Source organism: Kitasatospora sp. Ki12, assembly GCF_054601375.1.
Window position 1 is genome coordinate 182,469 of record NZ_BAAIHT010000004.1, and the last position, 17,088, is coordinate 199,556.

General features: G+C 73.6%; 18 protein-coding genes. 9 read left to right on the forward strand and 9 right to left on the reverse strand.

Annotated elements, in window-relative coordinates:
- Positions 1-71: 71 nt before the first annotated feature.
- A complete protein-coding gene (locus tag ACYP53_RS40435) occupies positions 72-1,244 on the forward strand; it encodes a DUF6183 family protein (RefSeq protein WP_459651109.1) in 1,173 nt (390 codons plus the stop codon).
- Between the two features lie 111 nt (positions 1,245-1,355).
- Here ACYP53_RS40435 and ACYP53_RS40440 read toward each other — a convergent pair whose 3' ends face one another.
- Positions 1,356-2,345, reverse strand: a complete 990-nt coding sequence (locus tag ACYP53_RS40440; protein ID WP_459651110.1) for an alpha/beta fold hydrolase — start codon at positions 2,343-2,345, stop codon at positions 1,356-1,358.
- 179 nt (positions 2,346-2,524) lie between these two features.
- On the opposite strand from ACYP53_RS40440, the gene ACYP53_RS40445 reads away from it, so the two are divergent.
- On the forward strand, positions 2,525-3,121 hold the full coding sequence (locus tag ACYP53_RS40445; protein ID WP_459651208.1) for a helix-turn-helix domain-containing protein: 597 nt from the start codon (positions 2,525-2,527) through the stop codon (positions 3,119-3,121).
- A gap of 75 nt (positions 3,122-3,196) precedes the next feature.
- Here ACYP53_RS40445 and ACYP53_RS40450 read toward each other — a convergent pair whose 3' ends face one another.
- A complete protein-coding gene (locus tag ACYP53_RS40450) occupies positions 3,197-3,775 on the reverse strand; it encodes a TetR/AcrR family transcriptional regulator (protein ID WP_459651111.1) in 579 nt (192 codons plus the stop codon).
- An 85-nt stretch (positions 3,776-3,860) separates the two neighbouring features.
- On the opposite strand from ACYP53_RS40450, the gene ACYP53_RS40455 reads away from it, so the two are divergent.
- Both ACYP53_RS40455 and ACYP53_RS40460 read left to right on the forward strand, forming a co-directional pair.
- Positions 3,861-4,742 carry an SDR family oxidoreductase gene (locus ACYP53_RS40455; protein WP_459651112.1) on the forward strand — a complete coding sequence of 294 codons (882 nt, stop codon included), beginning with the start codon at positions 3,861-3,863 and terminating at the stop codon, positions 4,740-4,742.
- Positions 4,743-4,849: 107 nt separating this feature from the next.
- Entirely contained in the window at positions 4,850-5,707 is an 858-nt protein-coding gene (locus ACYP53_RS40460) for an SDR family oxidoreductase (protein ID WP_459651113.1), read from the forward strand.
- A 148-nt stretch (positions 5,708-5,855) separates the two neighbouring features.
- On the opposite strand, the gene ACYP53_RS40465 is transcribed toward ACYP53_RS40460, so the two are convergent.
- Complete coding sequence (locus tag ACYP53_RS40465; protein ID WP_268256652.1) at positions 5,856-6,233, reverse strand: ArsR/SmtB family transcription factor; 378 nt, start codon at positions 6,231-6,233, stop codon at positions 5,856-5,858.
- On the reverse strand, positions 6,230-6,691 hold the full coding sequence (locus ACYP53_RS40470; RefSeq protein WP_189923309.1) for an SRPBCC family protein: 462 nt from the start codon (positions 6,689-6,691) through the stop codon (positions 6,230-6,232). Before ACYP53_RS40470 ends, ACYP53_RS40465 begins: the two co-directional genes overlap by 4 nt.
- Before the next feature lie 189 nt (positions 6,692-6,880).
- Between ACYP53_RS40470 and ACYP53_RS40475 the strand changes: the two genes are divergently transcribed.
- The 3 genes from ACYP53_RS40475 to ACYP53_RS40485 all read left to right on the forward strand — a co-directional run bounded on the left by ACYP53_RS40475 (position 6,881) and on the right by ACYP53_RS40485 (position 9,357).
- Positions 6,881-8,038 (forward strand): toll/interleukin-1 receptor domain-containing protein, encoded by a 1,158-nt coding sequence (locus ACYP53_RS40475; RefSeq protein ID WP_459651114.1) that lies wholly within the window; start codon positions 6,881-6,883, stop codon positions 8,036-8,038.
- Between the two features lie 395 nt (positions 8,039-8,433).
- Positions 8,434-8,925, forward strand: a complete 492-nt coding sequence (locus ACYP53_RS40480; protein WP_189923314.1) for a DUF5994 family protein — start codon at positions 8,434-8,436, stop codon at positions 8,923-8,925.
- Positions 8,926-9,105: 180 nt separating this feature from the next.
- Positions 9,106-9,357 (forward strand): hypothetical protein, encoded by a 252-nt coding sequence (locus tag ACYP53_RS40485; protein ID WP_189923316.1) that lies wholly within the window; start codon positions 9,106-9,108, stop codon positions 9,355-9,357.
- 84 nt (positions 9,358-9,441) lie between these two features.
- Here the strand turns inward: ACYP53_RS40485 and ACYP53_RS40490 are convergent, their stop codons facing one another.
- The 4 genes from ACYP53_RS40490 to ACYP53_RS40505 form a co-directional block, all read right to left on the reverse strand.
- Entirely contained in the window at positions 9,442-9,813 is a 372-nt protein-coding gene (locus ACYP53_RS40490) for a thiol-disulfide oxidoreductase DCC family protein (RefSeq protein ID WP_189923318.1), read from the reverse strand.
- A gap of 34 nt (positions 9,814-9,847) precedes the next feature.
- Positions 9,848-10,984: an HTTM domain-containing protein gene (locus tag ACYP53_RS40495; protein ID WP_459651115.1), complete on the reverse strand. Its 1,137-nt coding sequence runs from the start codon at positions 10,982-10,984 to the stop codon at positions 9,848-9,850.
- Positions 10,974-11,678 (reverse strand): DUF5819 family protein, encoded by a 705-nt coding sequence (locus ACYP53_RS40500; RefSeq protein ID WP_308437634.1) that lies wholly within the window; start codon positions 11,676-11,678, stop codon positions 10,974-10,976. Before ACYP53_RS40500 ends, ACYP53_RS40495 begins: the two co-directional genes overlap by 11 nt.
- Positions 11,679-11,879: 201 nt before the next feature.
- On the reverse strand, positions 11,880-12,986 hold the full coding sequence (locus ACYP53_RS40505; protein WP_308437635.1) for an ice-binding family protein: 1,107 nt from the start codon (positions 12,984-12,986) through the stop codon (positions 11,880-11,882).
- Positions 12,987-13,456: 470 nt separating this feature from the next.
- Here ACYP53_RS40505 and ACYP53_RS40510 point away from each other — a divergent pair, with 470 nt between their 5' ends.
- On the forward strand, positions 13,457-13,621 hold the full coding sequence (locus tag ACYP53_RS40510) for a hypothetical protein (RefSeq protein ID WP_189923323.1): 165 nt from the start codon (positions 13,457-13,459) through the stop codon (positions 13,619-13,621).
- 115 nt (positions 13,622-13,736) lie between these two features.
- Here the strand turns inward: ACYP53_RS40510 and ACYP53_RS40515 are convergent, their stop codons facing one another.
- Positions 13,737-14,099, reverse strand: coding sequence for a hypothetical protein (locus tag ACYP53_RS40515; protein WP_189923325.1), 363 nt, complete (start codon positions 14,097-14,099; stop codon positions 13,737-13,739).
- 242 nt (positions 14,100-14,341) lie between these two features.
- Here ACYP53_RS40515 and ACYP53_RS40520 point away from each other — a divergent pair, with 242 nt between their 5' ends.
- A complete protein-coding gene (locus ACYP53_RS40520; protein WP_459651116.1) occupies positions 14,342-17,074 on the forward strand; it encodes an AAA family ATPase in 2,733 nt (910 codons plus the stop codon).
- The last annotated feature ends 14 nt before the right edge of the window (positions 17,075-17,088 follow it).

The following is a 17,088-nucleotide window of genomic DNA, read 5'->3' on the forward strand; positions in this document are numbered from 1 at the left end:
GGTGCGTGCCCCTGCCCGCCGCCGCCCGGCCGGGGCACGCCCCACCCGGCAGGTCGGGAGACAATCACGCCATGGGCAAGGACATCACCCGAACAGTGGACGCCCTGTGCGAGGACGACGACGCGGAGGTCTTCGTCCTCCGCGCCGAGGTCGAGTCACGGGTCGCCGCCGGGGAGTTCGACTGGGTCGGCGGCCTCGCGGGGGAGCTGGCCGCCCGGGTCGGCGCGGGGGAGGACGGCAAGGGGCACTGCGGCACGGTCGCCTACTGGGCCCTCCACGCCCTGGCGGCCCACCCGGAGCCGGGAAGCCTGCGCGCCCTCGTGCGCGTCATGGAATCACCGCACCACGGCGGCGTCGACCAGGCCGCCTCCCCGGGCTTCCTGGCCGCGGTCGTGGCCGGCGGCCACCGCATCGAGACCATCGCCGACGTGGTGTTCGGCCGGGTGTCCGAGGCCGCCTTCGCGCGTGAGTTCGCGGCGTGCCTCCTCCAGGAGTCGGTGCTCGTCCAGGGCGAGGTGGACGGCCACCCGGCCCTGCGCGCCTTCGCCGACACCCTCCTGGCCGAGGACCACCCCCTCGCCGTCCTGCCGCTGAGCCTCCTGCCCGAGGAGCACGGGCTCCGGCGCCCACCGGAAGCCGCGGACGACTGGACCTGGATGGTTCCCCCCGTCTGGCGGGAGACGGCCGACCCGCACGAGCCGCTGATCACGCCGTCGACGCGCCGGCGGGCGGCCGCCCTCGATCCCACCGAGACCGGCGTCCCGGCCACGGCCGACGCCATGGGCGCGGCCGTCGAACACTGGCTCGCCCACTCCAACGGCACGGTCGCCGCCCAGGAGTTCCGGCTGATGGACCCGGTGGCGTGGGAGGACTTCCCTGCGGTCTTCGAGCTCCTGCCGCTCACCCCCTGGCCCGCGGACGGGGCCCGGGCGACGCTCCACCCGTCGGACGCCGACCTCGTGCTGCGGATCCTGCTCACTGCCGCGGTCCGCGCACCGGCCTACGGCCGGGCCCGTTACGGCGCGTACGGAAGACTGGCCGCCTGGCGCTCCCTCGGCGGCCTGACCGGAAGCCCCGCGGACGCCCCCGTCGCCGAGGTCGCCGAACTCGTCCGGCGGACAAGCTGGTTCCGCATCGGCACCTCGTCCCCGTGGTTCCACGACGTCGCCTGGGACCTCGCCGTCGCGGCCCTCAGGCCCGGGGGCCGGGAGGTCGCGGTCCTGGCCGCCACCGACACCGACTGACCGGACACGACCGGCCGAGGGTCCGTCAGCAGTCAGGGCAGCCGGGAACGGGGTGGATCGTCGGCACGGGCTGGTTTCCGCGGAGCCAGTCGGTGAGCCGCGCCCGCCGGTTCAGTCCTGGAGGGTGGCGAGCCAGGTGGTCAGCAGGTGGTTGACCTCGTCGGGGCGTTCCTGCTGGATCCAGTGGCCGCAGCCGTCCAGGATGTGGGTGGAGGTCAGGGCGGGGAGGGTGGCCGGGTGGGCGGCGATCGCGTCGGCCATCCAGGTCGTGGAGGCGTCGAGGGCGCCGCCGATGAACAGGGAGGGCTGTGTGATCGGGGCTCCGTTGTACGGGGCGAGGTCCTGCCAGTCGCGGTCCATGGTGCGGTAGCGGTTGAGGGCCCCGGTCATGCCGGTGCGCTCGAACTCCCCGGCGTACACGTCGAGGTCGTCCTCGGTCAGCCAGGCGGGCAGTCTGCCGGCGGGGAAGCGGTCGCGCAGCCGGCCGCCGGCGCGGGTCACGAAATGCGGGTCGGGCTCGTCCTGGGCGGGCATGGTGTCGGCGGACATGGCGGCGTAGAAGCCGGCGAGCCAGCCCCGGAGGTCGGGTTCCATCTCCGCTTCGGCCCGGCCGGGTTCCTGGAAGTAGGAGACGTAGAACTCCTGGTCGCCGCCCATCCGCGCGAAGACGTCGGTGGGGCGGGGGCCGCCGGGCGGCGTGTAGGGGACGCTCAGCAGTGCGACGGCGCGGAAGACTTCGGGGTGGAGCAGGGCGGAGGCCGCCGCGATGGGGGAGCCCCAGTCGTGTCCGACGACCACGGCCGTCTCCTCGCCCAGGGCGCGGACCAGGGCGACGTTGTCCGCCACCAGGTCGAGCATCCGGTAGGCGTGCGTCGCGGCCGGCTTGGAGGAGCGGCCGTAGCCGCGCACGTCGAGCGCGACGGCCCGGTACCCGGCCGCGGCGAGGGCCGGGAGCTGGCGGCGCCAGGAGTACCAGGACTCGGGGAAGCCGTGGACGAGCAGGACCAGCGGTCCGGTGCCCTGCTCGACCAGGTGCAGGCGCCCGGCGGGTGCCTCGACGGTGCGGTGGCGCGGGTCGGCGGACGGTGCGGGGTGGTGCATCGTTTCTCCTCGGTTCACGGGCGGCCGCGGTTACCCGCCGATCATGCGGCGCGGCGGCCGCGCGACGCGAACACCCTTGTCATTCTGGCAAACTGGCAGGACAGGGCGGTGGAGGCGGCACGGCCGGAGGGAGCGGGGCGACGGTGACGGACGACGGCACTGCCGACGCGCTGGCGGCCATGGGCCCCCGGCTGCGGACCGCGCGCGAGCGGCACGGCGCCACCCTCACCGGCGTCAGCCGCGCGACCGGCGTCTCGCTGAGCACGCTGTCGCGGATCGAGACCGGCCGGCGCAAGCCGACCCTGGAGGTGCTGCTGCGGCTCGCGAAGGCGTACGGCGTCTCCCTGGACGAGCTGGCCGGCACCGCACCCGCCGCGGCGGCCGGCAGCGGACCCGCCACGGCGGCCGGACCGCGCGCCCCGGTGCCGCGGCGTTCCGGCGACGGCAAGGAGGTGCTGCCGCTGACCCGGTACGTCGGGGGCCTGCACGCGCACAAGCACGTCCTGCCCGCCGTCGACGCGCCGCCGGCGCGGCCGCGGCAGGTCTCCCACGACGGGTACGAATGGCTGTGCGTCCTGTACGGGCGGCTGTGGCTGGCGCTCGGCGAGCAGGACCTCGTGCTGAGCGCCGGGGAGGTGGCCGAGTTCGACACCCGCACCGCCCACGGGGTCGCGAACGCCGGACCCGGCGGACCGGTCGAATACCTGATCATGTTCGGGCCGCAGGGGGAGCGCCTGCGACCGCGCACCCCGGCCCCCGGCGGCGGGGCCCGGTAGGGCGGAGCACGGCGTCCGGGCCCCGCGACGGTGCCGGCCACGGTGCCCGCGGCTTCACGCCTCGGCGGCGTCCGGTCAGCCCAGTGACGCGCTCGCCGCGCGCAGTTCGTCCAGGGCCGCCAGGGCGTACCCGGCGAGCTCGTTCTCGGCGCCGCGGTCGTCCCCGGCCCATGCGGCGTACCCGCGTTTGAAGGCGAGGACGCCCAGCTCGCCGGCGAGGGCCGCGGTCGGGTCGGGTACGCCGCGGGCGACCAGAGCGGTCGTCATCGCGGCCGCGAGACCGACGGTCTTGAGGGTGTCGCGCTCCTGGAGCTCGGTGCTGGCGGCGACGGCCGCCTTCAGGCGGGGGGCGAGCTCGCGGCTCCCGGGGCCCATCGCGGCCGAGGCGCGCTCAAGGCCGGCGGCGACCGCCTCGAGCGGGCTGGCGTCACCGGGCGCGTCGGCGATCCCCTCGGCCAGCAGCCGGCTCAGCGTCTCCTGCCCGGCGACCAGCAGCTCGCGCTTGTCGGGGAAGTGCCGGAAGAAGGTGCTCTTGGTGACCCCGGCACGCTCGGCGATCTGCGCGACCGTCGTGGCGTCGTACCCCTGCTCCGTGAACAGGTCGACCGCGGCCACGACGAGGCGCTCACGCGCACCTGGTTCCCATCGACTCATGGGTTCAGCATATGTGATGGGACTCTTGTCCCATCGCTCTGCTACAGTGATGGGACAAGAGTCCCATCACTTCTGGGAGGGTTCCATGCGCGTCTTCGTCACCGGCGGCACCGGTCTGATCGGTACCGCCGTCGTCGCCGAACTCCTCGGCGCGGGCCACACCGTCCTCGCGCTCGCCCGCTCCGAGGCCTCCGCGCAGGCCGCCGAGGCGGCCGGCGCCGAGCCGCTGCGGGGAGGCCTCGCCGATCCGGACGTCCTGCGCTCCGGCGCCGCCCGGGCCGACGGGGTGATCCACCTCGCCTTCGGCAACGACTTCAGCAGCCCAGAGGCCCTCGCCCGGAACATCGCCGAGGAGACCGCCGCCCTCACCGCCCTCGGCGAGGAACTCGTCGGCAGCGGCCGTCCCCTGGTCACCGTCTCGGGTACGCCCCGGGTGGCGGGCCGTGCCTCCACCGAGGCCGACCCGGTGCCGACCGACGGGCCGGTCGGCGGCCGCGGTCGCACGGTCACGGCGGTCCTGGGCCTGGCCTCGCGCGGGGTCCGGAGCACGTCCGTACGCCTGCCGCGCACGGTGCACAACGAGGGCACGGGCGGGTTCGCCGGTCTGCTGACCGACATCGCACGCCGGAGCGGGGTCTCCGGCTACCCCGGCGACGGCACCCAGCGCTGGCCCGCCGTCCACGCGCTCGACGCGGCCGTCCTCTTCCGGCTCGCCCTGGAACGGGCGGAGGCCGGTACCGCCTGGCACGCCGTGGCCGACGAGGGGGACGCGGTACGGGACATCGCGGCCGTCATCGGCCGACGGCTGGGCCTGCCGGTCGAGCCGGTGCCGCAGGAGACCTACGGCCCGCTCGGCCCGATCTTCACGGCCGACCAGCCCTCGTCCAGCACCCGCACCCGGCAGGTGCTCGGCTGGGAGCCGCAGCACCCCGGCCTCCTGGCGGACCTGGAGAACATCCGGCCCTGACCGGCCATCGGCGACCGGCGCTCACGTCGGAAGCCCTCACCCGCGTCACCCGCGACCGACCGCGCAGATACGGCAGTTCACGTCCACAGCAAGCAGGAGGTTCCCTCATGGTGGCAGTCGTCCTAGGCGCCCGCGGAAACGTCGGCCGTCACGTGGCCGACGGCCTGCTGGCCGCCGGTGAGCAGGTCCGAGCGGTCAACCGGACCCCGGCCGCGGGCACGGCGCCCGGGTGCGAAGCGGTCGTCGCCGACCTGGCGCGTCCCGAGACGCTGCCCGCGGCGTTCGACGGCGGCGACAAGCTGTTCCTGTACGGCATGCTCGACCCCCAGAAGCCCTACGACATCGAGAAGGTCACCGCGGCGGCCGCGGCCGCGGGGATCCGGCAGGTGGTGCTGCTCTCGTCGGTGGCGGTCGTCCTGGACCCCGACGCCGGCCACCCGGTCGCCCGCCTGAACCGCACGATCGAGCAGGCCGTCCAACGGTCCGGCATGGACTGGACGTTCCTCAGGCCGGGGACGTTCGCGGCCAACACCCGCACCTGGTGGGCCGAATCGATCCGCACCGACGGCGTCGTCCGCCTGCCCTATCCGCTCGCGCAGTCGGCGCCGGTGCACGAGAAGGACATCGCGGCGCTGGCGGTGACCGCCCTGACCGAACCGGGCCACTCGCACCAGGCCTACACCGTCCACGGGGCCGAGTCCCTGACCCTGCGACGCCAGGTCGAGCACATCGGCGAGGCCGTCGGCCGGCACATCCGGGTGGAACGCGTCTCCGAGGAGCAGGCCCGCGCGGACGTCGCCAGAACCATGCACCCGGTCGTGGCCGAGGCGATCGTGAGCCAGTGGGCCGCCGCCGCCGCCGACGGCGTCGCGGCCGCGACCTCCGTCATCGCCGAGAAGATCACCGGCGCTCCGGCCCACACCTACGCCCAGTGGGCCGCCGACCACGCCGACGACTTCCGCTGAGCCCGTCCTGCCGACCAGCCGTACGGGGCCGGGGGCCCCGGGGGCCGAGGGGCGAACCCCTCGGCCCTCAGGATGTCCGCCATGGCGGTACCTCTCTCTCGTGCGGGCGCCCGCTTCCGGGCGCGTTCGTCCGTCCGTGCCCGTGGGCTCAGTCGTCCGGGTCGTGCTCGTCCCGGTCGTGCTGGATGGCCTCGGCGATCCGCTTGATGCGGTGCAGCCGGGCGTCCCAGGCGGCGCCGACCGACGACAACTGGGCGACGGCGCGGGCGAGTTGGGCCTCGTCGACCTCGTAGCGGCGTTCGCGTCCGGACGGCGTGTCGTGGACGAGCCCGACGCGGCCCAGCACGCCGAGGTGCTTGGCGACCGCCTGCCGGGTGACCGGCAGCTGCTCGCTCAGGGTGGTCGCCGTCCCGCCGTCGCCGGTCAGGAGCAGGTCGAGCATCCGGCGCCGGATGGGGTCTCCCACCGCCGACCAGAGCTCGTCGTCGACGGCGACGCTCCCGGGCGCGTTGCGGGCCGCGTTCACGCGCGCGACACCACTCGGGCGACGTGGGTGACGAGGCGGGGCAGGAAGTGGTCCCAGCCGCTGGCGTGGTCGCGGTAGGCCTCCTCCAGGACGGCCGCCTCCCAGCCCCTCTCCCGGAACCCCGTCTCGGTGAACCGCAGCAGGGTGCCGCCGTCCGAGGGGACCAGGTCGAAGGTGACCAGGAGCGAGTTGCCCGGCGCCGCGGCCCGGCCCTCGTCGTAGACCCAGCGGAAGCTGAACCGCCGGGGCGGGTCGGCCTCCACCACCGTGAGCGGTTCGACCTTCACGTCCGGCGTCCCCACGCCGAACGAGATGACCCCGGTGGCCCCCGGGACCGGCTTGAGGTCCGCCTCGTCCGGCCACCACTCCCGCAGGTGTTCGGGCGTGCTGATGACCTCGTAGACCACCTCGGGCGTGGCCTCGACGCGGATCTCCCGCGCGATGCTGCCGTACTCCATGCCGCTCTCCTCCTTGCGCAACCTTTGGTTGCGTACAACGGTAGGCCTCCCCGCCGCGATGCGCAACCTTTGGTTGCTCTAGGAGGGTGCCCTGGGGTCTCGGGGGCCCTGAATGGCGCCCAACTTCCGTACCCCGGTGCTATGTTCGATGTGTCCGTCCCGCGTCCGCAGGAACCCCGGGGGCCGTCCATGACCGACACCGGCGGTGACGCCGACGCCGACCGCGGCGGCGAGCAGGCCACCCGCGCCCTGCTCGCCGAGTACGCCGCCGGCACCCGCGAGTTCGACGGCAGGACGTTCACCGGGCTGCGGCTCGGCCGCGAGAACCTCAGCGACGCCGTCTTCGTCAACTGCGAGTTCGACGACTGCGTCCTCGCCCTCGGCGCCTTCGACCGCTGCGAGTTCCGCGGCTGCCGCCTGCGCCGCATCAACGCCATCCAGGCGAGCTTCACCGAGGCCCGGTTCCTGCACTGCGACCTCGAACAGGCGGCCTTCGGCACCGCCGACTTCTTCAAGGCCACCTTCCGCGGCGGAACGTTCGGCGGCAACTACCGCGAGGCGTTCTTCGTCCAGGCCGTCTTCGACGAGGTCACCTTCCGCGGTGCCCGCTTCGACGGCGCCCACTTCGGATTCAACGTCTTCGCCGACGCCAAGCTGCTCTCCAGCACCCTGGACCCGGTGGCCGTCAACGGGCTCTGCCGGATCGACGAGCGCACCATCGCCGCCTCCTTCATCCTCACCAGCCGGGCCCTGGACCACGCCCGCGACCGACTGCGGGACGACCAGGCCGTCCGGGAGCTGACCCGCGACCTCGCCGGCCTGGAACGGTTCCTCGTACAGGCCGGGGCCGACCCGGCCACCGTACGCGCCTACCGCGACACCGCCCGCGGTGCCCGCGAGCCGGCCCGGCCCAGCGTCTTCATCAGCTACAGCGCCGCCGACGAGTCCTTCGCCGCCGAGCTGCGCGACCAGCTGGAGGCCAACGGCGTGGACACCTGGTTCGCGCCGCACGACATCCGCGGCGGACGCACGATCCTGGAGCAGGTCACCGAGGAGATCCAGCGGCGCGGACGGATGATCCTCGTGCTCTCCGAGGCCAGCATGGCCAGCAACTGGGTGGCCACCGAGATCGGCCGGGCCGTACGGGCGGAACGGGAGAGCGGGACCCGCAAGCTCTTCCCGATCCGCATCGTCGCCCACGAGCGGCTGCTGCGCTGGGAGCTGTTCGACGCCGACGCCGGCTACGACGTGGCCCGCGCCATCCGCGAGTACTACATCCCGGACTTCCGCGACGACGGCCTCGCCCTGTCCCAGGCCGTCAGCCGGCTCGTCCGCGACCTGCGGTAGGGCCGAGAGTCCGCGGCAGGGCCGAGGAACCGGCGTTCCTCTCCGAGGTGTCCAGCGTTCCGGTGCAGCAGTCCCTCCGGCACTCGCAGGGGGCGCCCAGTGCCTTCCCCGCCACATGTCCGTCCGACTGTCCGGAGAGGTCCGCATGTGTCCTGAGCTGCGACGGAGCGTCCTGTCGCCAAGGCTCTGAACGGCTGTGGCCGGAGGTGGACGCAACCGAAACCGCCACCACGGTGGAGGCTGTGCTCCGCCTTCTCCCGGCCGGTCGGATCGGCCGGATCGGCGCGGTGCGGGCGGAGTACCGTGGGGATATCGGGGCGGCCCGGCTGCCGCTCCCCGAGGGTCGGGCCTGGCTCGGTGGGGCCGGGCGGGCGTCCACGGACAGGTGGCGAGCCATGTCGGACGAAACCGGTGCTGCGTTCCCGGGATTCCTGCCGGACCGGTTCCGGCAGGCCGCGAAGCCGGGGACGCTCCTGTTGCGTCTGGAGACCACCCGGTCCCGGGAGGGTGTGCTCGACGGTGCGTGGTGGCCGCGTTCACGGGATGTCGGAGCCGAACTTCCGGGTCTGGTCAGGGCGTTGACCGAACACCTCGGGCCCGTGGTGGGCGTCGGGCTGGACGCTGAAGCCTGGGACGACGTGCCGGCGCGGCTGGTCGTGGACGGCCGGTCGGTGCACATCGACCGGTACCCGGTCGGTGATGACACGGTGATCGTCACGCGGGGCGACCGCGATCACTTCAGCCTGCTGGTCGTCCCTCCGCAGGCGAGTCAGGAGGCGGCCCTGGCCGCGATGGCACGCGCGGTCGAGGCCGACGGGACCGACTCGGCGCGGCAGATCCTCGTCGCCACCGGCATCGGTCCCGAGCCACCGGGCGAAGCGTCCTGAGGGAACCTGCCTGCGAAGCGGCTGCGAGTACTGACGACGATCCGTTCCGGGCGGACTGCAGGCCCTCGGCGGCGGTTGCCCGGCTGCTCGGCCGTGGCCGGGCGGATCCACCGGTCGCTGTCGATCCGTCCCGCCCATAGAGTCGTTCCGGGGGCGTGATCGTCGGCACGGGAGACCAGGATGCGGCGCTACCGATGGGTTCTGGAGACACAGGACGACGACGGCCGCTGGTCCCGGCAGGACGGCGCTCCCCTGCGGGATCCGCTGGAGTACGACGGGCCGCCCCAGCAGGCGGCCAACCACCTGCGGGACGTGTTCGTGCGCACGCTCTCCCGGCCCGCGCCCGGCCCTCGGGCGATCAGGATCCGACTCTGGGACGGGGCCGACATCGCCGACCGGCCCCAGGCCGAGGCCGAATGGTCACGCGAGTGACACACCCGGCCGTGGGGGCGGGGGACCGTGCCGCGGACGTCGAAGAAGCCGGGGCAGCTTTGTCGTGTCCTGCATAAGAGGTGCTCAGAGCGTGCAGGTGTGCTCCCAAGGCCCAGGGATCCGATGCCGGTTCCTGGCGACGATCCAGTAGGCCCCGGCCGCCATCCGGGTGATTCCGGGCAGCGACAGCAGGCGTCCGGCGGCACGGGCGCCGGCGTTGCCGGTCCGGGCCCAGGCCGCGAAGGCGGCGGCACCGCCGTGGCATCGGTCGCCCTGGACGAACCACATCCGGGCCCTGGCCTGGTCCTCGGTCAGTCCGTAGGCCGTCAGATCGGCGCCCTGCCAGGGTTGGACCACGCCGGCCAGGGCCAGGCGCGGCATGAGGAAGCGGACGGCTGCGCGGCAGAAGCCGCAGCTGCCGTCGTAGATGATCACTGGCGACATGGTGTCGGACATGCTCCGCCGTCCCTTGTCTTGCGGGGCCGGCCTTTCAGCCGGCCGATCCGGTCTGCGGCGGTACGGGCGTGGCTTCCGCCGTGGACAACGTCCCCACCCTGTCTTCGGTTGTTCGTCGCAGGGTGCTCCGGCACGTGTGTCCCAGGGCCGTCCAGAAGCGGTCCGGCAGGAACACGGCATCCGCGATGATCATTGCTCCGGAGAAGACCGGGAGTCCCAGGAGGACCGCGATGCCCACGTGCATGCCGAGCAGCATGGTGAGCACGAGGTACTTGTACCTGCCGAACAGGACGAACGGAAAGGCCACTTGCAGGAGTACGGTCGCGTAGCTCGCGACGGCGACCAGCATCGGACGGCTGTCCACCAGGAGCGACAGCGCGGGCCACGGCCGGAACAGGTCGAGGTTCAGGACGTAGTGGAGGGCGGTTCCGCTTCCCCAGGAGCCGCCCTGCACCTTGTACAGCCCTGCGGATCCGTAGAGGAAGCAGACCTGAGCCGCGATGACGAACATGCCGCAGTTGTGCAGCACCGTGGTCAAGAGCCGGCGCGCGTACCCGAGTTGTCCCACCAGGTGGTCCGCTCCGCGGCTTCCCGCCGATCGCGCGGCCGTGCCCGCGGATGCTCGGATCCGGGCTCTGCGCGCATCGAGGGACCAGCGTCGGCCGCACGCGGTGAAGGGCAGGTACAGGGCCATCAGCAGGATGAGGTTGTCGCCTCCGTCCGTCATGAAGACGGCCCTGGCATGGAAGGAGGTGACCACGATCGCGAACAGGACGGACACTGCTCGGGTGTGCCAGCCGAGCATGAACACCGCGGAGGTGGCCAGAGCCAGCGCGTAGCAGGCCTCGAAGTACGTCTGGCTGTCGGACAGGGTCAGGATGCTGGACCATTCCGTCTGGTGGAACAGCTCGGTGGCCAGTGCGGGCGTCCACGGCGAACCGGGACCCCAGATCTCGTCGCGGTGCGGGAACTCCCTCAGCAGGATGGCGAGGTAGAGCAGCCCGTACCCGATACGCAGCACCGCCGCCGCGTGGAGGGAGACCGGCGGCCTGGTCAGGACGGTGCGCGGCGCTGCGAGGCGACCGAGCAGCCGCTGGGCGTGCGTGCCCGAGGGCTGTGGGGCCGGGTGGTGCGGTGTGGGCGCCACCCGGGGTGCTTGCTCAGTTTCCATCGGATGCCACCTTCCACCAGGGCAGGTACCTGGTCTGGGCCGGTGTGTTCGGACGGGGGCCGTCGGCGGCGATCGGCCGTGTGATCACCCGCAGCTCGATGTCCTCGAACGCGTCGTGCCGGTAGGCGGACACGCGGTCCACGGCGATGTTGCGCAGGTACTTCTGCAGCATCAGGGCCCGTTCCGAGTTCGATCGGTCATCGGCTCCGTGCGATGCGGCATAGGCGTCCCAGGCGCGGCGCAGCATGTTCTGGGAGGTGCGGCTCGGGAAGGCGTTGTGGTTGACGGCGGAATCGTCGACGGCGGTCAGGTCGAACCAGTCGCTGACCTGCTGGGTGCCGTCGGCGGAGACGTGGAGGGTCCTCGCGGAAACCTGTTGGGTGACCGATTGCGGATCCGGGGCGAAGAGTCGCCAGTTCTGCTCGAACAGCGGGTGGATCCAGGCATTGATCTGTTTGCGGTAGCGCTGCGACACTTCGTTCGCAGGGGCGACGTACAGAAACACCATGACCACGTGGACGAGAGCGACCGCCAGACACAGGGCCGCAGCGATCCTCACGGCCGCCCGCAGCGGGAGCGGCAGGTCCGAGAATCCCGGGGGCACGCCGGCTGCCCCGGCCGTAGGTCGCACGTGCGGCCCCTTGCCGGCGGCGGCCGTGTCGTGGGCCGGCCCGCGGCACGGGTCCTCGTCCACATCCTGTGGCCCAACGGTGCCAGGCGCGGTGCCGCGCCCAGTCGTTTCCATCTTCGTTGCTCCCCTCGCAGACAGGCTGCTGTGATCCTCGGGATGCCTGCCCGGCGCCGGCCCCGAACGGCACACGACGATCCGCGGGGGATTCGTCGTGTGCCGCTGGAGGTCACCTTCACCGAGCCGGCGACCGCCTCGCAGTCACCGTCACGGGCACGGGATCGGCGGACACGGGATCGGCGGGCAGTCGTCCCCGCCGGTCGTGCCGCCGGTCGTGCCGCCGGTGGTGCCGCCCGTCGTGCCGCCGGTGGTCCCGCCGGTGGTGCCGCCCGTCGTGCCGCCGGTGGTCCCGCCGGTGGTGCCGCCGGTGGTGCCACCCGTCGTGCCGCCGGTGGTCCCGCCGGTGGTGCCGCCCGTCGTGCCACCCGTCGTGCCGCCGGTGGTCCCGCCGGTGGTGCCGCCCGTCGTGCCACCCGTCGTGCCGCCGGTGGTCCCGCCGGTCGTGCCACCCGTCGTGCCGCCGGCGCACGTCTCACGGGTGATCGTGTTGGTGTCCAGCGTCACCGACCCGTTCCGGGCCAGGGCCCGACCGTCGATGGTCGTCCCCGTGGTCACGGTGATCGACGTGAGGGCCAGGATGTTGCCCACGAAGGTGGAGTTGGTGCCGAGCGTGGCGGAGCTTCCGATCTGCCAGAAGACATTGCAGGGTGCGGCGCCGTTGATCAGGTTCACCCGGCTGGCGGAAGCGGTCGTCAGGGTCGATCCGACCTGGAACACCCAGACGGCGTTCGGGTCGCCACCCGCGTCCAGGGTGAGCGTTCCGGTGAGCCCGATGGAGGAGGAGGCGTTGTAGACGCCCGGGACCAGCGTCAGGCCGCCGAGGTCTCCCGGCGAGGTGAGGCTGGCGTCCATGGCCTGGCTCGCGGCGTTGTTGTAGGCCACGGTCAGGTCGCTCTGGGCCTGCAGGGCGACCGCGTCCGCCGAGTGGATGGTGCCGTTCACCGTGCCGGGCGGAAATCCGCTGACGGCTGTCCCGGGGCTCACCCCGAGGTCTCCGGTGATCACGGAAGGACCGGTGTTGCTGACCGACTGACCGCCCAGGACCGCGAAGCTGCTCGCGGTGCCCAGGGAAATGGGTGAAGCGACAGCTTGTGCCCGTGCGGGCGTCAACGCCACGGCGGCACTGGTGATCAATGCCACCGCCGCGATCCAACCGGACAGCGTTCGCCAGTAAGGCGAACTGGAGAATTTCAATGTCATCTGATACCAATCTCTGGTGTGAAACACGTGACGGGCATTTGGCGCCCTGCACAATCGCGTCGAGAGGCTTCTGACTCGGAGGCGTCAGCAGGATCTCGCAGGTCCTGGAGGCTCTTTTCGGCGATCGCTTAGCAAGAGAGTGGAGCGCAGGATTCCGGCGCTCAACGTCAGGACACGACCGACTCGGTTGACTTCAGTAGAACGGCAGATGCGCAGGGAAATGTCATAAAAACATATTGGCGTAGCCGAATATCCTCGGCTGTCCGAGCCGGTGAGGACCCGGGTGCCGACGGCGGTAGCGGGCTGTGCCCGCACGGATGAGCCTTTCCTCGGCAGGGGTCTTCCGGTCTCACGGCGCGGTTGTCATTCACCCGATCTTGATGCGGCACCGTCGAACCCGCCGGTGCCGCCCTCGGGCCGCATCCCGCCACCCGGTGGTATTGGTGAAGGCCGGCGGGCGGGGCGCAGACTGGAAGTGCACCGGCAATCCGCCCGGGCCTGCCCGCGCCGCAGGGAGGCATGTGATGGCCCTGTTCCTCTTGGTCGTCATCGTGGCGATGGTGCTGGGCATCGTCGGCGTCGTGGTGCACGGGATGCTGTACCTGCTCGCCATCGGCGTCCTTCTCCTCGTCGCCGACGTGGTCTTCCTCGCCGTGCGCTCCGCACGCAGCCGGCGCGCCGTGCGGTGACATCGCGCCCCACCGCGGATGCCGACCCGCAAGCTCATCCCGATCCGCATCGTCGCCCACGAGCGGCTGCTGCGCCGGGAGCTGTTCGACGCCGACGCCGGCTACGGGTGGCGGCTCAGCCGGCGGAGCCGAGCAGGAAGCCGAGCCCGGCGACCGCCCCGGCGTAGGCCAGCACCAGCAGCAGGCTGCAGAAGACCAGCAGCCAGCCGGTGGCGATGCCGAGGAGGGCCAGACCGCGGTCGCGGCCGCCCAGGAGCTTGCCGCGGCGGCGGCCCAGGTGCCCGGCCGGGATGGCCACGACCCCGGACACGAACATGGCGAACGTGTAGTAGCCGCCGTACAGCAGCCAGAACACCGGCGTCGCGAAGACGGCGACGATCAGGCCGACACCGACGGCGGCCGACCAGGCGCTGACCCGGGCGGGCGTGTTGCCGGGCCCGGCCGGCGACACGGCTGCCGGCTGAGAACTGCTGGGCATGACGCGTTTCCCCTTCAAGATCGGTGAGCCACTCTACGAGGGCCGCCGCCCCGCTCCGCCGGGGGCCGCGAAGGACGTGCCTGACCTGGGCGTATGCCCGGCTGCGCCTGATGAGAGGATCACCGGGGCGGCGTCCGGCCGCCCCCGTACGGCGCCGCGCGGCCCGTACGGACGACGATCGGCACAGACGATCAGAACAGGCGATCGACAGAGACGATCAGCACACGGGGGCAGGGGCACAGGTGCGGGGGCGCGACACGGAGCGGGACCGGATCGGGCGGCTGCTGGCGGACGCCCGGCAGGGGACCGGCGGCGCGCTGCTGCTGCACGGCGAGGCCGGCATCGGCAAGACCGCCCTGCTCGACTGGGCCGCCGGGCAGGCCGACGGCGCGCGGGTGCTGAGCGTCGAGGGCATCGAGTCGGAGACGGAGCTCGCCTACGGCGGCCTGCACCAGTTGTTCCTGCCCGTCCTGGACCTCGTCGACGCCCTGCCGGGCCCGCAGGCCGCCGCCCTGCGGGCGGTCTTCGGGCTGACCGCCGACAGCGTCCGCGACGGCTTCACCGTCGGCCTCGCCGTCCTCACGCTGCTGTCGGAGGCCGCCGCCGACGGCCCGCTGCTCTGCCTGGTCGACGACGCCCAGTGGGTCGACCAGCCCTCGGTGGACATGCTGACCTTCGCCGCCCGCCGGCTCCGCGCGGAGGGCGTCGTGATGCTCTTCGCGGTCCGCGACGGGGCGCCGGGCGCCACCGTGAAGGGGATCCCCGGGCTGCTCGTCGAGGGGCTGGAACGCACCGCCGCCGCCGAACTGCTCCCGGGCCTGCCCCCGTACGTCGCGGACCGGGTGATCGAGGAGGCCGGCGGCAACCCGCTGGCCCTGATCGAGCTGTCGGCCTCGCTCACCCCCGCCCAGCGCGCCGGGCGGATGGGCCCGCTGGCGCTGCCCGAGACGGCCGCCGGGCGGCCGAGCCGCATCCAGGACGGATTCCTGGAGCAGATCCGGCGGCTGCCGGACGCCGCCCAGCTGGTGCTGCTGGTGGCCGCCGCCGACGACACCGGCAGCCTCGCCGTGGTGCTGCGGGCCGCCCGGGAGCTGGGCACGGCCGTGGAACACCTCGAACCCGCCGAACGGGCCGGGTTCGTGGTCCTGACCGGGGAACTGGTGCGCTTCCGGCACCCGCTGGTGCGCTACGCCGCCTACCGGAGCGCCCCGCTGGCCCGGCGGATCGCCGCGCACCGGGCGCTCGCCGAGGCCCTGGGCGCGGTCGGCCAGGCCCACCGGCGGGCCTGGCACCTGGCCGCCGCGTCGACCGGACCGGACGAGCGGGTCGCCGAGGAGCTGGAGCGGGTCGCCGAGTGGGCCGGCAACCGGCAGGCGATGGCGTCCGCGTCCGCCGCGTACGAACGCGCGGCCCAGCTCACCGCGGACCCGGACCGGCGGGCCCGCCGCCTGGTCCAGGCCGCGCAGAAGGCTGCCGACGCCGGCCAGGACGAACGGTGCGGCGCCCTGGCCGACCAGGTGCCGCTGCCGCTGGCGGACCCCGGGGTGGCGGCGAACTTCGCGCGCGCCCGGGCGGTGGTCGAACTCGGCTACCGCAGCCCGGAGCGGGCCGCCCGGATCCTGCTCGACAGCGCCGACCGGACGGGTGCCGCCGGTTCGGCCGGTGCCGCCCCGGGCGACGTCGCCCCGGCCGCTGCCGCGCCGCCGGACACCACGGCCTCCCTGCTGACCGACGCCGTCCACGCGGCCTGGTCCGGCGGGAACGCCGCGCTGATCGAGGAGATCGCCTCCCGCGCCCCCGACCTGCCCGTCCTGGCCGTGCCCGCCCGGCTGTTCGGCGGGGACGTGCCCGGCGCGCTCGACGCGCTGCGGCGGCTCGTGGCGAGCAGCCGGGACGACGGCACCGGCGTGATGGACCGGCTGATGACCGGGATCTACTGCCGGCTGACGGGGGACCACCAGACCGCGCGACAGGCCGCCGCCGCAGCGGTCGCCCACTGCCGGGAGCAGGGCGTCAGCGGCTGGCTGCCCACCACGCTGGACCTGCTGGTCCGCACGGAGCTGGCGCTCGGCCACCACGACGAGGCGACGGCCCGGGGCACCGAGGCGCTCGGGCTGGCCGAGTACTACGACCTCGCCCACCGGGCCGCCCACCTGCGCGCCGCCCTGGCCACGGCGGCGGCCGTCCGGGGCGAGGAGGAGCAGGTCCGGGCGCTGACCGACGAGGCCCTGGCCTACGCCCGGCCGCGCGGCGTCGGCCGGGCCACGGCGGACGCCCTGTGGGCGCTGGGCCTGCTCGAACTCGGCCTGGGCCGGGCGGAAGCGGCCCTGGAACAGCTGGAGGCGGCCCGGCGCGAGGTGGCCCATCCGCTGCTCTCGCTGCCCCTGCTGCCGGACCTGGTCGAGGCGGCCGTCCGGGCCGGCCGCCCGGAGCGGGCGGCGGACGCCGCCCGGCAGCTCGACGAGTGGGCCACCGCACTGGGACGACCCGCGCTCGGCGCCCTGGCCGCCCGCTGCCGGGCGCTCACCGGCCCCGACAGCGCGGCCGAGGAACACTTCACCGAGGCCCGGGCCCTGCACGAGGGCGGCAGCGCGTTCGACCGGGCCCGCACCGCACTGCTGCACGGGGAGTGGCTGCGCCGCCTGCGCCGCCAGATCGACGCCCGGGAGCGGCTGCGCGCCGCCCGGGAGGACTTCGAACGGCTCGGCGCCCGGCCCTGGGCCGACCGGGCCAGGGCGGAGCTGGGCGCCGCCGGGGGAGAGACCGTGCTGACCACCCGCCAGGACGGGCCGATCAGCCTGCTCAGCCCGCAGGAGCGCGAGGTGGTCCGGCTGGCCGCGGCCGGGGCGAGCAACCGGGAGATCGCCGCGCAGCTGTTCCTCAGCCCCCGTACGGTCGGGCACCACCTGTACCGGGCCTTCCCCAAGCTGGGCGTCGGCTCCCGCACCGAACTGGCCGCTCTGCTGGCGTCCTGAGGCGGGAGCCGACT

What these genes read in the sequence shown, in the direction of transcription:
- ACYP53_RS40435 (WP_459651109.1), top strand. Translation starts at nt 72, where the DNA reads ATGGGCAAGGACATCACCCGAACAGTGGACGCCCTGTGCGAGGACGAC.
- ACYP53_RS40440 (WP_459651110.1), bottom strand. Translation starts at nt 2,345, where the DNA reads ATGCACCACCCCGCACCGTCCGCCGACCCGCGCCACCGCACCGTCGAG.
- ACYP53_RS40445 (WP_459651208.1), top strand. Translation starts at nt 2,525, where the DNA reads ATGGGCCCCCGGCTGCGGACCGCGCGCGAGCGGCACGGCGCCACCCTC.
- ACYP53_RS40450 (WP_459651111.1), bottom strand. Translation starts at nt 3,775, where the DNA reads ATGAGTCGATGGGAACCAGGTGCGCGTGAGCGCCTCGTCGTGGCCGCG.
- ACYP53_RS40455 (WP_459651112.1), top strand. Translation starts at nt 3,861, where the DNA reads ATGCGCGTCTTCGTCACCGGCGGCACCGGTCTGATCGGTACCGCCGTC.
- ACYP53_RS40460 (WP_459651113.1), top strand. Translation starts at nt 4,850, where the DNA reads ATGGTGGCAGTCGTCCTAGGCGCCCGCGGAAACGTCGGCCGTCACGTG.
- ACYP53_RS40470 (WP_189923309.1), bottom strand. Translation starts at nt 6,691, where the DNA reads ATGGAGTACGGCAGCATCGCGCGGGAGATCCGCGTCGAGGCCACGCCC.
- ACYP53_RS40475 (WP_459651114.1), top strand. Translation starts at nt 6,881, where the DNA reads ATGACCGACACCGGCGGTGACGCCGACGCCGACCGCGGCGGCGAGCAG.
- ACYP53_RS40480 (WP_189923314.1), top strand. Translation starts at nt 8,434, where the DNA reads ATGTCGGACGAAACCGGTGCTGCGTTCCCGGGATTCCTGCCGGACCGG.
- ACYP53_RS40485 (WP_189923316.1), top strand. Translation starts at nt 9,106, where the DNA reads ATGCGGCGCTACCGATGGGTTCTGGAGACACAGGACGACGACGGCCGC.
- ACYP53_RS40490 (WP_189923318.1), bottom strand. Translation starts at nt 9,813, where the DNA reads ATGTCCGACACCATGTCGCCAGTGATCATCTACGACGGCAGCTGCGGC.
- ACYP53_RS40495 (WP_459651115.1), bottom strand. Translation starts at nt 10,984, where the DNA reads ATGGAAACTGAGCAAGCACCCCGGGTGGCGCCCACACCGCACCACCCG.
- ACYP53_RS40510 (WP_189923323.1), top strand. Translation starts at nt 13,457, where the DNA reads ATGGCCCTGTTCCTCTTGGTCGTCATCGTGGCGATGGTGCTGGGCATC.
- ACYP53_RS40515 (WP_189923325.1), bottom strand. Translation starts at nt 14,099, where the DNA reads ATGCCCAGCAGTTCTCAGCCGGCAGCCGTGTCGCCGGCCGGGCCCGGC.